The organism is Nocardiopsis flavescens, assembly GCF_900141985.1.
Classification (GTDB): domain Bacteria; phylum Actinomycetota; class Actinomycetes; order Streptosporangiales; family Streptosporangiaceae; genus Nocardiopsis; species Nocardiopsis flavescens.
On sequence record NZ_FQZK01000009.1, the window covers coordinates 204316 to 218555 of the forward strand.

The window sequence follows — 14240 nt, forward strand, 5'->3', positions numbered from 1 at the left end:
TGTGTGCCGGGCGGGGCGGGTGTCACCGACCTCCCCGGCCGGTACACCTAGCCGGCGGCCCTGCTCCCGGCGACGGCGGTGAGGACCGCCTCGCGCAACCCGGGCAGCTCGGCGTCGAAGCGCCGCTGGAGCGCCTTGACCGCGTCCCGGTGCCCGCGCCTCTCCCGTGCCGTGAGCACGGTCTCCACGTCGCCCTCGATACCGATCACCGCCAGGGCCATGTCCCCGAAGGGGACCGCCTCCGCGGGGCCGCCCAGGAGGACGGCGTCGCGGGTCCGGTGGCGCTCCAGGCGGATCCGGCCGGTGTCGCGGAAGGTGTACCTGCGGGTGGGGAACACCCCCAGCACCCGGCCGCGGTCCACGGAGGCCGTCCCGTTCGCGACGAGCTGCCCGCTCACCGCCCTCTCCGCCCGCAGGTGCCAGTCGGAGACGGCGGTGACCCAGTGCGTGGGCCGGCGGGGGGACAGGTCCTCCAGCACGTCGGCCAGGAACCGGTCCCCGGGAGGCCGCGCGGCGTTGCGCGCCGCCCGGCCGCCCTCGACGCGCAGCCACCCCCCGTGGGCCAGCTCCGCCAGCGCCGCGGCCCGCAGGAGGCTGCCGCGGTAGGCGGAGCTGACGGGGTCGAAGCGGTTCCGGTCCGTGTCGTAGCTGAGCAGGTAGAGCCGCTGTGGCAGTGTCAGGTCCATGTCGCCTTCCTCCGGATCGTCTGTGGGGCGTGCCCCCAGTCCACCCGCCGCCGCGCCCCGCCACCAGTGGCACCGCGTCACCCCCCACCCGTGACGTCCCCGCCCGCCGGGCGCGCCCGATCCGTGCCCCCGCGGCGGCCGCCCGTGGCGGGGCGGCGGGGGCGGGCGCCACCGCCCGCCCACCGCCCCCGGCTCCACGGTGCGCGGGGGAAGGGGCAGGGCACGGCCGGGAGCGGGGCGCGTTCCATGGTCCGGGGCCCGGAAACAGAGGAGGCCCCCGGGCCGCGGGCACCGCTCGCGGCCCGGGGCCTCGCCGCACGGAGCGGACGACGGGGATGGAACGCCGCCGACAGCCCGCCGACCTGCCCGGACACGGGAGACCGCGGCTTCGCCCGCAACCCGACCGCGCGGCCCGCCGGCGAACGGGGAACGGGATCGCGGCACGTCCCCTACGCCCCCGCCGCCTCCGGCCCCCGGGAAGTGGCGGACATCTTCCGGGCCACCACCCCCAGGATCTGGTGCTCGGGGCAGGGGCCGTAGTCCCGTGAGTCGAGGCTCAGCACGTTGTCCCCCAGCAGGGCCACGTGCCCCGGCGGGCACGTCCCCCCGAGGCCGACCCCGACCGGGTAACGGGTTCCCGGCGTCGCGACGACGCGCTTGATGAACCATCCCCGGCCGGCGACCCCCCTGCGCAGCGGGAGCGCCCCGTGCCACCCGGTCTCCCGGTCGGGCTCGCCCACGACGACCACGTCGCCGGCGCCCACGCGCGACCGGCCGCGGCGCACCAGCACCCGGTCCCCGGGCCGGTAGGTGGGTTCCATGCTCCGGCCCTGCACGGTCACCACCACGTAGCGGCGGCGCAGCCGCCACACCGCCGCCGCGAGAACGGTGGCGAGCAGCACCGCACCCGCGACCCCGATCACGCCGTCACCCCGTCCGCGCGGGAGGTCCCGCCGGTGTACCCCTCCGCCTGGAGGGTGAACAGCCGGGCGTACTCTCCGCCCCGGTGCATCAGCTCGTCGTGGTCGCCCTGCTCGGTGACCACGCCCTCCTGGAGGACCACGATCCGGTCCGCCCCGCGCACGGCGCCCAGCCGGTGGGAGATCATCACGGTCGCCGCCCCCTCCCGCAGGGACCGCAGCCGGTCCTGCACCTCCCGTTCGGCCTCCGGATCCAGGCCCGAGGTCGGCTCGTCCACGATGAGCAGGTCCCGTCCGCGGCGCATCAGCGAGCGGGCGATGGCGAGCTTCTGCCACTGCCCGCCGGACAGGGTCGTGCCCGTGGCGGTGTCCTCGTCCCCGTCCTCCGGGAAGTCCTCTTCCGATTGGTGGAAGGTTCGGGAGAGCATCGTGTCGTAGCCGTGGGGCATCTCCTCGACGAACCCGGCCGCTCCGGCCGCCCGTGCCGCCTCCCGGATCCGGCCGGTGTCCCCGCGGTCCTCCAGGGAGCCGAGCGCGATGTTCTCCCGCACCGGCAGGTCGTAGGACATGAAGTCCTGGAAGACCGCGCTCATCCGCGAGCGCAGCTCGGCGACGTCCATCCCGCGGATGTCCGCGCCGTCCCAGAGCACCCGCCCCCGGGTCGGGTCGTACATGCGGCACAGGAGCTTGACCAGGGTGCTCTTTCCGGCGCCGTTGAGACCCACCAGGGCCAGGGAGCCCTCGGCGGGGACGGTCAGGGTGACCCCCCTGAGCACCCACGGGCCGTCGTCGGTGTAGCGGAACCACACGTCCTCCAGGCGGATGCCCTCGCGCAGCGGTGCGACGGGGTGCGGCTCGCTCGGGACGGGCAGGTCCGAGGGGGTGGCGACCACGTCGTCGTAGTGCCCCATCAGCAGCAGGGCCTGGTGGGCGCCGGTCAGGCTGATCACGACCTCGGCCATGGCCCCCTGCACCCCGCCGACCGCGGCGATGAACGCCGACACGTCGCCGAGGGTGAACTCGCCGCGGAGCGCCCCGGCCACCATCCACACCAGCCCGCCCACGGAGACCAGAGCTCCCAGCAGTGCCAGGGGGCCGTGGGTGAGCATGACCCTGCGGTCCAGGCGCTCCTCGGCGGTGTTGACCCGGCCCAGCTCACCGCGCATCCGGCCCAGGAGGAACCCGCCGGCCCCGAACAGGCGGGTCTCCTTGATGGCCGCCGGGTTCAGCATCAGCGTCTGGTAGAACATCTGCCGCCGCATGCGGGGGCTGATCCGCCACAGCATCCGGGCGCGGTCCCGGTTGAGGACGAGCTGCACGAACAGCATCGGCAGGGCTGCGGCGACGGTGACACCGGTGAGCGCGGGGCTGATGCCCAGCAGGATCCCGAGCAGGCCCGTGATCGTCAGGACCCCGCGCACGGAGGCGAAGAGCGAGCCGAGGATCTCCTCCGGCGCGGTGGCCGCCGAGGTCTGGGCCATCCGCAACCGGTCGAGGAAGGCCGGTTCCTCGAAGAGGCGCAGCCCCGGGATCCGGTCGACCGCGCCGTAGAGCCGCTGCTGCACCAGGAGGGACACACCGCGCCTGATCCGCGAACTCAGGTAGAGGGACATATGGTCCGACAGCGAGGTGACCAGGGTGAACACGCCGAGGAACACCACGAGCAGCAGCGGCGCCTCCACCAGCGGGCCGGGCACCCCCGGGGCGGCCCCACCCGCCGCCAGGACGTCCAGCAGCCACTTGGTGACGAGGGCGACCCCGGCCGGGAGGAGGCCGCCCACCACGGTGAGGGCGGAGTACAGGACCAGTGACCAGGGGGCGGCCCGCCACGCGATTCCGAGCGAGCGCAGGGCCCGCGCGCTCGCGGTGCGCGGCCCCATCCGGTCCTCGGAGGAGGGGGATCCCACCGCGGTCACGCGCCCGCGAAGGCGGTCGCGAGGTCCTCGACCTCCACGCCGGAGCGGACGATGATGCCGTCCGCGTCGGCGAGGACGACGGCGGGGACCCCGCCCGGGGAGAAGGCCCGGCCGACTTCGTCATCGAGGCTCTGCATGACGATGGTGGCGCGGTTCTCCAGGACCGAGGTGTAGGCGTCCACGTCGGCGTCGGGGTTCTCGTGTCCGATGAAGGCGATCACCTGCTCGGGGGCCAGCCCGGCGTCCGCGGCGAACTCGACCAGGGGCCGGAGCTGCTTCTTGCAGATACCGCAGTCGGTGTCGAAGAAGGCGTACACGGCCCGGTCGCCGACCCGCTTCCTGGAGGAGACCTCGGCCCCGGTCGCGGAGGTGGCGGTGAATTCCGGGACCGCCCTGCCGGCGGGGAGCCGTTCGAGGTCCGGGAACGCGGGCAGGGAACCCCGGTGGCCGGTGCTCTCGACGCGGCGCAGCCGCCGCACCAGCGCCATGGTCAGCACCAGGTTGAACAGGGCGAGCGCGGTCAGCACCACGACCGCGGCGGTGAGGATTGCCATGACGTCCTCCAGGGTTCATCTGCGGGGGAGCGGAGCGGACCGCGCGCGGCCCGGCTCGGAACGGAAGAGGCCGACGAGGTCGTCGAAGTAGAACGTGGCCGCGGTGACCGCGACGGCGGCCACCGCGGCCACGGCCGCCGCGCCCGGGGAGGAGGGGAGCGCGGGGCCGACCGTGACGGCGCAGACCAGTCCGACGGCGGCCAGGACGGCGAGGACGCCGTTGCGCCAGACGTGCGGCCACCCCAGAGCGGATCGGGCCGTGCCGAAGCAGGAGCACGCGACCGCTTTCTCGGCGCGCGCGGAGTACAGGGCCAGCAGGGTGAAGGCGGCGAACAGGAGGGCGGCGGCGAGGAGGGCGGGGACCCGTGCCCAGGGACCGGAGAGGAGGGCGGCGCCGAGGAGCAGTTCGACCGCGATGTGCGCGCGGGACGCGGCCGTGGCGGGGAACCGCCGCACGGGGAAGCGGCCGGCCAGGTCCCTCCAGGTCTGAAGGTTGGCCTCACCTCGGATCTTGGACAGCCCGGAGGTGAGGAACACCCCGGCGACCGCGGCCTGCAGGAAGAACGTGCCGATGACGAGCAAGGGACTGCGACCTCACGGTTCACGGTGGTGGGGCGTGAGGCCGGTGCCGCCCCGCCGGCGGGCGGGACGGCACCGGCGGAGCGGAGTCAGCACCCACAGCCCATGTCGGTCCAGGGGAAGTAGGCGACGTCCCCTTCGGGGTACCAGGTGCAGATCCTGCGACGCTGGCGTCCACCGCCGCTACAGCTCCGCACGCAGCGGTACTCGTAGCGGCACACGCGGTGCGAGGCCTTGGCCGTGGTCTTCGGCACGAGGATCTCCAGGATCCGGTCGCCGATGCCGAGGAGGGAGGTGGTGCGCAAGACGGTGGCTCCTTGTCGTGCCCCGTCGTGGGGCCGTTCCGGGATGGCGGGAGGGCCCGAACGCATATCGGACCTTCCCGGCGTCGGGGCGCTGCGCGCTCCCGGGAGGAGGGAGCGCCAAGGAACTCTGGCGCACGTTCCGTGTGCGTTCCTTGAACATTCCTTGAACCGGGCACGGACCGCGCCGGCCCGGGACCCGCACCCGATCCGGCTGCGCACGGTGGCCGTCACGGGCTTCGGGCGCCGCGGTGGTTTCGGGGCATGGGCAGTGCTGAGGAGGGGCAGGGCCGGTGGGTGGTGCACGGTGAGCGCACCCTGTACGACGACCGGTGGGTGCGGCTGGGCAAGGCGGACATCACCACGCCCTCGGGGGACGGGTTCGAGCACCACACGGTCACTCTGCCCTCGGCCGCGGTGATCGCCGTCCTGGACCCGTCCGGCGAGCACGTCCTGATGAGCTATCGGCACCGGTTCGTGCCCGACGTGTGGGGGTGGGAGTTGCCCGGCGGCCTCTTGGACCCCGAGGAGAGACCGGAGCAGACCGCCGTGCGCGAGGCCCTGGAGGAGACCGGCCACCGGGTCGGCTCGGTGGAGCACGTGGCCACCTTCGAGCCGATGATCGGCACGGTCCGCAGTCCGCACCACGTGTTCGTCGGCCGTGACGCCGAGCCGGTGGCGGAACCGACCGAGTTCGACGAGGGCGTCTACGAGTGGGTGCCCCTGGCCAGGGTCCGCAGCCTGATCGCCGAGGGGCGGATCCGGAGTTCGGGCACCCTCATCGCCCTGCTCCACATCCTCGCCTCCTGAGGGCGCTGGCCGCAGGCCAGGCGGCGGGACCGGGGGCGGCGACGACCCTCCTCCGGTCGCCGCAGCGGCTCCCTGACGGGCCTGTGGCACGTACGTGGCACGGACTCCGGCACCCACCCGGAGAAAGCAGAACGGCCAGGTGTTCGGAAAATACCGAACTACCTGGCCGTTCTCGTTCTGGAGCGGATGACGGGAATCGAACCCGCGCTATCAGCTTGGGAAGCTGAAGTTCTGCCATTGAACTACATCCGCGTGTCTGCGGCCGTCGCGGCGACCGTCCGACGAGTGCCATCCTAGCCCACCTCCGGGGCGCCACGGCAAGTCGGAACCGGGGAGCCGTGTCGGGGCCGCCTGTTCGCCGGCCGTTCGCCCTGGTGGCCCGGTCGGGCGCAGTGGGTGGCGCGGTAGGTTCGGAGCGTGCTGCTCTCCGATCGCGATATCAGGTCCGAAATCGATTCCGGGCGGGTCCGGATCGACCCCTTCGACCCCGGCCTGGTCCAGCCGTCCAGCATCGACGTGCGCCTGGACCGGTTCTTCCGGGTCTTCGAGAACCACAAGTACCCGCACATCGACCCCTCGGTCGAGCAGCCGGACCTGACCCGGCTGGTCGAGACCGGAGCCGACGACGCCTTCATCCTGCACCCGGGGGAGTTCGTGCTCGCGTCCACCTACGAGGTGGTGACGCTGCCCGACGACATCGCCAGCCGGCTGGAGGGCAAGAGCTCGCTGGGGCGCCTGGGGCTGCTGACCCACTCCACGGCCGGGTTCATCGACCCCGGCTTCTCGGGGCACGTGACCCTGGAGCTGTCCAACGTGGCGACGCTCCCGATCAAGCTGTACCCCGGCATGAAGATCGGTCAGCTGTGCATGTTCCGGCTGACCTCGCCCGCCGAGCACCCCTACGGTTCGGCCCAGTACGGATCGCGCTACCAGGGGCAGCGAGGGCCGACGCCCTCGCGCTCGCACCTGAAGTTCACGCGCACGCGAATCGAGTCCTGACCAGGCACCCCGGCCCCTCTCCGGCCGGGGTCTGTCGCATCCGGATCCGTGACGGTATGTTGTTGTTTCGACACAGACCGTCGTGCGACCCCTCTGTCACCTATATGTGAGCCAGATCACGTCATAGTGTGCCGTGACATAGATCACATATCGCTGTCCTGCGACGATGCAAACCCCCGGCACGGTCGGCTGACCGTTTTTATGTCGCTTAAACATGTTATTTGCTGGTTACCAACCGTCTGAACTGTGGGTACGCATCTCGGTAACGTTGCCCCCCGACGTGAACCAGGTACTGGTCCAACCCCGCAAGGGGCGCACTCCGGGGGGCTCTGCGCGGACCGGCCGCCTGAAGCGCCCGCGGCTCGGCGATCGGGGAACCCGGTCTGCTCCGCGGCCGGGACAGCCCCGTAGAGGAGACCGTGCCAGCAGTACGTGCAGACCACTTGTACAAGGTGTTCGGTAGACAGGCCGGAGCCGCCGTTGAGCGGCTCGCCGACGGCAGTCACCGTGACACCATCGCCGACCTCGAAGTGACCGCCGCGGTCATCGACGTCTCCTTCGACGTCGAACCGGGCGAGATCTTCGTCGTCATGGGCCTGTCCGGATCGGGCAAGTCCACACTCATCCGCATGCTCAACGGCTTGCTGGAACCCACCTCGGGCTCGGTGGAGGTCGACGGAGTCGACATCACGGCCCTGAGGAAGAAGGAACTCCTGAAGCTGCGCGGCGAGAAGATCAGCATGGTCTTCCAGCACTTCGCGCTGCTGCCGCACCGGACGGTGCTGGAGAACGCCGCCTACGGCCTGGAACTGCGCGGCGAGCCCCGCGCGGAGCGGTCCGAGCGCGCCGGCGAGACACTCGAACTCGTGGGCCTGGGCGGCTGGGAGGACAAGTACCCGCACCAGCTGTCGGGCGGTATGCAGCAGCGGGTCGGCCTGGCCCGCGCGCTGGCCGCCGACACCGACATCATCCTGATGGACGAGGCGTTCAGCGCCCTCGACCCGCTGATCCGGCGGGACATGCAGACCCAGCTCCTGGAACTCCAGAAGAGCCTGGGCAAGACCATCATCTTCATCACCCACGACCTGAACGAGGCCATGCGCCTTGGCGACCGCATCTGCGTCCTGCGGGACGGCCGCGTCGCCCAGATCGGCACCGCGCAGGAGATCCTCAACGAACCCGCCAACGACTACGTCGAGCGGTTCACCGAGGACGTCGACCGCACCCGCGTGCTGACCGCCGCCGCGGCCCTGGACTCCGGGGCCACCGCGGGCGCGACCGCGCCCCAGGTCGCGGCCGACACCCCGATCGCGGAGCTGTACACCGACATGGCCCGATCCGAGGTCGTCCGCGTGGTCGACGAGGACGGCAGCGTGCTGGGCACCGCGTCCCGCACGTCCGTGCTCGCCGCCCTCGCGTCGGGGAGGGAGCGGTCATGACACCGGTCGACTTCCCGCCCGCCCTGCCGATCGGCGAGGGGTTCGAGGCGTTCAACAGCTGGCTCAAGGCGAACTTCGGTCCGGCCTTCGACGCCATCGGCGAGTTCATCCGCTGGGCTGTGTCCGTTTTGTCAGGGTTTTTCGCTGACCCGGCGGCCGCCCAGATCACGTTCATCGCCGCGGTGGTCATCGCGGTCCCGCTGCTGCGCTCGCACCGCGTGCCGCTGGCGGCGACCGTGGGCACCGTCTCGGTGCTCTACATCCTCCAGGCGTGGTTCGGCCTGGTGGACACGGTCATCAACGTCATGCCGCCCTTCCTGTTCCTGTGGGCGATGAACCTGTTCGACCAGTACGTCGACTCCTACTTCGTCATCTCCCTGCTGTTCCTGGCGGCGGTCACGGTCCTGGGGGCGCTGAACCCCGGGTCGCGCAGGCGCACCGCGATCGTGGCCGGCGGCTGGCTGACCGCGATCCTCCTGGGCTGGCTGCTGCTGCCCATGCTGGTGACCCAGCCCCGCTTCCTGCTGATGATCCTGCTGCTGAGCCTGCTCGCGTACTCCGTGGCCGGGTGGCGGATGGGCGTCTTCTCGCTCCTCGCGCTGGCCCTGGTGGCCTCGGTCGGCCAGTGGGAGAACGCGATGGACACCCTGGGCCTGGTGCTGGTGGCCAGCGCCATCGCGGTGGCCATCGCGATCCCGATCGGCGTCCTGGCCGCCTACAACGACCTGGTCAGCAAGATCGTCAAGCCGGTCCTGGACCTGATGCAGACGCTGCCCGCGTTCGTGTACCTGATCCCGGCGATCTTCTTCTTCTCCATCGGCGCCGTGCCCGGCGTGGTCGCGACCATCGTGTTCGCGATGCCGCCCGGGGTGCGCCTCACGGAGCTCGGCATTCGCCAGATCGACAAGGAGCTGGTGGAGGCGGGCGAGGCGTTCGGCGCCCCGAGCCGCAAGATCCTCACCGGCATCCAGCTGCCCCTGGCCCTGCCGACCATCATGGCCGGCGTCAACCAGGTCATCATGCTGGGCCTGTCGATGGTCGTCATCGCCGGCATGGTCGGCGCGGGCGGCCTGGGCAGCCAGGTCTACCAGGGCATCAGCCGCAACGACGGCGCGCTCGGCTTCGAGGCCGGTATCGCCGTCGTCGTCCTCGCCATCCTCTTGGACCGCCTCACCGCGGCGGTCACCCGCAAGAGCCCGCAGGGGCGTGCCGCCGTCTCGGCGGGCTGAGCACGCCCCACAGCCGGCGGGACGACCGCACACGCCCCGCCGGAGCCGGAAACACCTAGGGAAGGAATCCCACGATGTACACCCGCAAGCGCGCGGCCGCGCTGTCCGCCGCCGGAATGAGCACCGTCCTCCTCCTCACCGCCTGTGGCGGCGGCGGGGACCAGAGCCTGACCGGTCCGGGCGAGGACGAGGAGGGCGGCGGCGGCCAGGCGGTCAACATCGCCCTGATCGCCTGGGAGGAGGCGATCGCCACCACCGCCATGTGGCAGGTCATCCTGGAGGAGAAGGGCTACGACGTCACGGTCACCGACGTGGACGTCGCCCCGATGTACCAGGGCGCCGCCAACGGCGACGTGGACCTGTTCCTGGACACCTGGCTGCCGGTCACCCACGCGGACTACTGGGAGGACTACGGGGACGACCTGGAGGACCTCGGCACCTGGTACGACAACGCCAAGCTGACGATCACGGTCCCCTCCTACGTGGAGGACGTGAACTCCATCGAGGACCTGGCCGGCAGCGCCGACGAGTTCGGCGGGCGCATCGTGGGCATCGAGTCGGGCGCCGGCCTGACCCGGGTCACCAAGGAAGAGGCGATGCCGGGCTACGGCCTGGACGGCGAGTACGAGCTCGTGGAGTCCTCCACCGCGGCGATGCTGGCGGAGCTGGACTCGGCGATCGCCGAGGAGGAGCCGATCGTCGTCACCCTGTGGCGTCCGCACCCGGCCTACGCCAAGCACGACCTGAAGGACCTCGAGGACCCCGAGGGCCTGATGGGCGACGCCGAGGAGATCCACGCGGTCGGCCGCGCCGGCTTCGGCGAGGACTTCCCGGAGCTGTCCCAGTGGCTGCAGGACTGGGAGATGACCGACGACGAGCTGGCCACCCTCGAGGTGCTGACCCTCGAAGACCACAAGGACGACCCGCAGGCGGGCGCCCGCGCCTGGCTCGCGGACAACCCCGAGTTCCTGGAGCGCACCCTGGGCGACGACGCCGAGGGCCTGGACTTCTCCTGACGCTCCCGGTGGCGGTCCCCTGTGACCCCGGGGACCCCGGGGGCGCGTGATAGCGGCTGAGGGCCCCTCCCGTACGGGAGGGGCCCTCAGCCGTGTGCGGGACCGGGTCAGGGGGCCTGGTAGCCGCCCTGGGCGCCCGGCTGGCGCCACGGGTCGGCCTGGCGCCGCCTCTCCCGCCGGGGCAGGGCGTAGGCGGCGAGCAGGCCGCCGATGAAGCCGAACAGGTGGGCCTGCCACGAGACCCCGGGGTACTGCGGGAGCACGCCCCAGATCATGGTGCCGTAGAAGAGCACGACGCAGATCATGATGACGATGTCCACGGTCCTGCGCTCGATGATGCCGCGCAGCACGGTGTAGCCGAAGTAGCCGAAGACCAGGCCGCTGGCGCCCACGGTGATCGTGGTGGGCGCGCTGAAGAGCCAGATCCCCACGCCGCTGACGACCGTGATGATCAGGCTGGTCAGCAGGAAGCGGGAGAGGCCGCTGAAGGCGACGAGCGAGCCCAGGACGAGGAAGGGCAGCGAGTTCCCGATGAGGTGCTGGAAGTTGCCGTGCATGAACGGCGCGGTGAGGACGGTCCAGGGCTCCCCGGGGTCCCAGGAGCGTAGGCCGAACCGGTGGTCGAGGGATCCGAGCATGAAGAAGTCGAGGATCTCGAAGACCCACATGGCCGCGAGCATCCCCGCTACGGTCAGGATGGCGGTGATTCTGGACTGCGTCACCCCACCGAGGGTAGATGACCCGGGCTTGCGAGGGTATGTCCGCGGGGCGCGTGGTGCGTATTCGACTGATGTGACCTTAGACGTCCGACTGCGTACCGTTGTGTTCCCGAATTTCGGTCCGGCCGTTATCGGATCCGGGAGCCCCGGCGGCGGTGCGCCGCGGCGTCAGGAGGTCAGCGAGCGCTTGCGCGGCGGGATGCCGGCCATCGCCATGAACGCCTCCACCTTGGCCGGGCTGGTGATCCCGGTCAGCGGCAGGTAGGCGCGGGAGGTGCGGCGGCTCCGCAGCGAGGGGAACCGCTTGGGGCGGCCCGCGGTGTCGCACAGGCCCAGCGAGCGGACGCCGCCGGGCAGCAGGTAGTAGGAGCCGATGTCCCCGAAGGGGACGCTGACCTCGTACTTGCCCCGCCGGTAGTGGAACTCCCCGTCGGAGATCTCCAGCACGGGGGTCTTGACGACGAGGTGGCCGTGGGCCGCGAGCCCGCCGCCCAGGAGCAGGAGCAGCACGCCGAGCGTGATGTTGGCCCAGTGGGAGGGGTCGAGCGCGATGGCCAGGACGCCCAGGGCCGCCAGGAGGTAGCCGCCCCACAGCTCCGCGTGCTTGCGGCCCGAGGGACAGACGAGGCGCACGGTTTCGGACACGGCAGGGGCCTTCCTCGCTGCGGTCTGGGGTCGGCGGTGGTGGCCGCCGCTGTCGACTTTATCGGCTCCATGGGGGTGCCCACGGTGGTTTCGGACACTGGAACGAGAGGCTCTCCGCGGCCATCGCCGCGACCAGCGGAGGGGCGGTGCGGGCGGTCCGGGGGATCTTCGGGAGGGAGGTCCCCGGCGGACCCCGGAACCCTTTCCGTGTCATGTCATCCCATGTTCACATGATCCTCTTGGTCGGTGGTGCCGCCGGGAGAAGACCGACCCTTTCGTCCAGAAAGGATTATTCATGCCCGTATGTCCGTTTCCAATGTGGTAATCAAAGTGGAGCTTTGTGTAGTCAAACATCGTTTACCTTTAAGTAAACAATGTTGACTGCAATGTTTTTACTTCTTCCTATTTCTGGTGCGACCGAATCCCCGGTCCTGAGTACCAGGCGACCGGTGCCCGCTGGCCTGGGCAAACGGGGAGTTCGCTTCGGTGTTACGGGGGTGTTGACGATCGATGTCGACGCCCGCGGTCGATGGGCGCGAACCGGTTGCGGATGGGTCACGAATCCGGCATTGGGGCTATACAGACATTTCACTCGATGGTCTTCTGATCGACTAATCGCCTAAGTTCGGTGGGGACTGTGCGGACCACTCGATCCCCCACTGAAGGTTCGTATTAGTGATCAAGGGTGTGACTGATGCAGATTCGTAAGAAAATGCTGGGGGCCGCGGCCATCGGCGTTTCGGCCGTGCTCGCGGTGAGCGCCTGTTCCCCGCCGCAGGACGGCAGCTCCGGGGACGCCGAGAGCTCGGTGACCTGGATCGTCAACCAGCCCGGTGGCGGATGGAACCACAACGCCCCCGAGGGCGGCTCCGTCTACGTGATCCAGATGCTCCACGACATCCTCCCGGTGACCGGCTTCTGGAACCCCGAGGGCCAGTGGGAGTGGAACACGGACCTGATCGCCAACACCCCTGAGCTGATCGAGGGCGACCAGGTCTCCTGGGAGTACCAGATCAACCCGGACGCCAACTGGAGCGACGGCGAGCCCATCGACGCCGACGACTTCGTCTGGCAGTGGAAGATGAACAGCGGCGACGGCGAGCTCTGCTCGGACGGCTGCAACTCCCGCGGCTCCACCCTGGAGTCCCTCATCGAGAGCGTCGAGGGCTCCGAGGACGGCAAGACCGTCACCGTCACCCTGAAGGAGGACGCCCAGTTCCCCGGCTGGTTCACCTTCGGCGTCGACGGCCTCTACCCGGCGCACGTGGCCGCGGCCGAGGGCATGGACCTCGACACCCCCGAGGGGATGCGGGAGTCCTCCGACTTCTTCAACGCCAACCCCGTCACCGTCTCGGGCGGCCCCTACATCTACGAGGGCACCCCGGCGCTCGACGGCCGCGTCGTCAAGGTGGCCAACGAGGAGTACTACGGCGAGGCCCCCGGCATCCAGGAGATCATCCTGGAGGTCAACACCGAAGAGGGCAGCTGGGTCCCGGCCCTGACCAACGGCGAGGTGCAGGGCTCCTCCCCGGCCACCTGGTCCGACGACGTCATCACCCAGCTGGAGGGCCAGGAGAACGTCGACTTCGGCATCGCCTCCGGCGGCAGCTGGGAGCACGTGGACCTCAACGTCCAGAGCGACCTGCTCTCCGACACCGCCCTGCGCCAGGGCATCTTCACCGCGATCGACACCGCGAACATCGCCACCCGCACCTACGGTGAGAAGTTCCCCGAGATCGAGCCGCGCACCAACCACGTCTTCTCCACCACCAGCGAGTTCCACGAGGACGTCCTGACCCCGACCGGCCAGGGCACCGGCGACGCCGAGGCCGCGCTGGAGCTGCTGGAGGAGGCCGGCTACGAGCTCAACGGCGACTCCCTGGAGTCGGACGGCGAAGCCGTCCCGGCCCTGCGCCTGCGCTACACCGCCGGGCACGTCGCCCGCGAGATCATCGCCGAGCTGATCCAGGCCGACCTGGCCGAGATCGGCATCACCGCCGAGATCGAGACCACCGACGACCTGGGCGGCACCCTGGCCGAGGCCGACTACGACCTCATGATCTACGGCTGGAGCACCACGCCGGACTTCTACGGCTCCCCGCACCAGTACTGGCACAGCGAGAGCGGCAGCAACTTCGGCGGCTACGAGAACGACGAGGTCGACGAGCTGGTCGACGCCGCCCTCAACTCCTCCAGCCCCGAGGAGTCCGCCGAGGCCGCCAACGAGGCGGCGACCCTGGTCGCCGAGGACGCCTACGTCCTGCCGATCGTGGACACCCCGGCGTACTTCTTCTACGACACCTCGTTCATCGAGGGCGTCTCCGACAACCACGCCCAGTCGCGGCGCGCGCTGTGGGACCAGACCGAGTGGGCCGCGGTCGAGTAGCGCTCTTTCCGGACCACACCGCTCCACAGGGAACGGGGCG

Annotated in this window: 14 protein-coding genes and 1 tRNA gene; 6 read left to right on the forward strand and 9 right to left on the reverse strand. The window is 70.7% G+C overall.

The genetic code is table 11. The features are described 5' to 3' along the window. Positions 1-47: 47 nt before the first annotated feature. The 6 genes from BUE45_RS16565 to BUE45_RS16590 form a co-directional block, all read right to left on the reverse strand. Positions 48-686: a GPP34 family phosphoprotein gene (locus BUE45_RS16565; protein ID WP_073380228.1), complete on the reverse strand. Its 639-nt coding sequence runs from the start codon at positions 684-686 to the stop codon at positions 48-50. A gap of 449 nt (positions 687-1135) precedes the next feature. Further along, complete coding sequence (locus BUE45_RS16570) at positions 1136-1609, reverse strand: S24/S26 family peptidase (RefSeq protein WP_218619557.1); 474 nt, start codon at positions 1607-1609, stop codon at positions 1136-1138. Continuing rightward, a complete protein-coding gene (locus BUE45_RS16575; protein ID WP_245833290.1) occupies positions 1606-3513 on the reverse strand; it encodes an ABC transporter ATP-binding protein in 1908 nt (635 codons plus the stop codon). The genes BUE45_RS16570 and BUE45_RS16575 overlap by 4 nt, the downstream gene beginning before the upstream one ends. Positions 3514-3518: 5 nt before the next feature. Further along, positions 3519-4076, reverse strand: coding sequence for a TlpA family protein disulfide reductase (locus BUE45_RS16580; RefSeq protein ID WP_073380229.1), 558 nt, complete (start codon positions 4074-4076; stop codon positions 3519-3521). A gap of 15 nt (positions 4077-4091) precedes the next feature. Beyond that, positions 4092-4658 (reverse strand): MauE/DoxX family redox-associated membrane protein, encoded by a 567-nt coding sequence (locus BUE45_RS16585; protein ID WP_073380230.1) that lies wholly within the window; start codon positions 4656-4658, stop codon positions 4092-4094. 86 nt (positions 4659-4744) lie between these two features. Continuing rightward, entirely contained in the window at positions 4745-4960 is a 216-nt protein-coding gene (locus BUE45_RS16590) for a hypothetical protein (protein ID WP_073380231.1), read from the reverse strand. Between the two features lie 261 nt (positions 4961-5221). Here BUE45_RS16590 and BUE45_RS16595 point away from each other — a divergent pair, with 261 nt between their 5' ends. Continuing rightward, complete coding sequence (locus BUE45_RS16595) at positions 5222-5767, forward strand: NUDIX hydrolase (RefSeq protein WP_073380232.1); 546 nt, start codon at positions 5222-5224, stop codon at positions 5765-5767. 178 nt (positions 5768-5945) lie between these two features. Here BUE45_RS16595 and BUE45_RS16600 read toward each other — a convergent pair. Further along, positions 5946-6019 (reverse strand) — tRNA-Gly (locus tag BUE45_RS16600). A gap of 165 nt (positions 6020-6184) precedes the next feature. Between BUE45_RS16600 and dcd the strand changes: the two genes are divergently transcribed. From dcd to BUE45_RS16620, 4 genes are all read left to right on the forward strand, one after another. Then, complete coding sequence (gene dcd, locus BUE45_RS16605) at positions 6185-6766, forward strand: dCTP deaminase (protein ID WP_073380233.1); 582 nt, start codon at positions 6185-6187, stop codon at positions 6764-6766. Between the two features lie 443 nt (positions 6767-7209). Continuing rightward, positions 7210-8205: a quaternary amine ABC transporter ATP-binding protein gene (locus BUE45_RS16610; protein ID WP_073380234.1), complete on the forward strand. Its 996-nt coding sequence runs from the start codon at positions 7210-7212 to the stop codon at positions 8203-8205. After that, a complete protein-coding gene (locus BUE45_RS16615; RefSeq protein ID WP_073380235.1) occupies positions 8202-9434 on the forward strand; it encodes an ABC transporter permease in 1233 nt (410 codons plus the stop codon). The genes BUE45_RS16610 and BUE45_RS16615 overlap by 4 nt, the downstream gene beginning before the upstream one ends. 74 nt (positions 9435-9508) lie before the next feature. Continuing rightward, complete coding sequence (locus tag BUE45_RS16620) at positions 9509-10450, forward strand: glycine betaine ABC transporter substrate-binding protein (protein WP_073380236.1); 942 nt, start codon at positions 9509-9511, stop codon at positions 10448-10450. A gap of 107 nt (positions 10451-10557) precedes the next feature. Here the strand turns inward: BUE45_RS16620 and BUE45_RS16625 are convergent, their stop codons facing one another. Together BUE45_RS16625 and BUE45_RS16630 are read right to left on the reverse strand one after the other, a co-directional pair. Next, entirely contained in the window at positions 10558-11172 is a 615-nt protein-coding gene (locus BUE45_RS16625) for a rhomboid family intramembrane serine protease (RefSeq protein ID WP_073380237.1), read from the reverse strand. A 165-nt stretch (positions 11173-11337) separates the two neighbouring features. Further along, the gene (locus tag BUE45_RS16630; protein ID WP_073380238.1) at positions 11338-11814 is read right to left on the reverse strand and encodes a hypothetical protein; all 477 of its coding nucleotides are present in this window, start codon (positions 11812-11814) and stop codon (positions 11338-11340) included. A gap of 694 nt (positions 11815-12508) precedes the next feature. On the opposite strand from BUE45_RS16630, the gene BUE45_RS16635 reads away from it, so the two are divergent. Next, complete coding sequence (locus BUE45_RS16635) at positions 12509-14200, forward strand: ABC transporter family substrate-binding protein (RefSeq protein ID WP_073380239.1); 1692 nt, start codon at positions 12509-12511, stop codon at positions 14198-14200. Positions 14201-14240 lie beyond the last annotated feature (40 nt).

Excerpts from the sequence above, each read along its gene's own strand:
- BUE45_RS16565 (WP_073380228.1), bottom strand. The coding sequence starts at position 686 with ATGGACCTGACACTGCCACAGCGGCTCTACCTGCTCAGCTACGACACG.
- BUE45_RS16580 (WP_073380229.1), bottom strand. The coding sequence starts at position 4,076 with ATGGCAATCCTCACCGCCGCGGTCGTGGTGCTGACCGCGCTCGCCCTG.
- BUE45_RS16595 (WP_073380232.1), top strand. The coding sequence starts at position 5,222 with ATGGGCAGTGCTGAGGAGGGGCAGGGCCGGTGGGTGGTGCACGGTGAG.
- BUE45_RS16615 (WP_073380235.1), top strand. The coding sequence starts at position 8,202 with ATGACACCGGTCGACTTCCCGCCCGCCCTGCCGATCGGCGAGGGGTTC.
- BUE45_RS16620 (WP_073380236.1), top strand. The coding sequence starts at position 9,509 with ATGTACACCCGCAAGCGCGCGGCCGCGCTGTCCGCCGCCGGAATGAGC.
- BUE45_RS16635 (WP_073380239.1), top strand. The coding sequence starts at position 12,509 with ATGCAGATTCGTAAGAAAATGCTGGGGGCCGCGGCCATCGGCGTTTCG.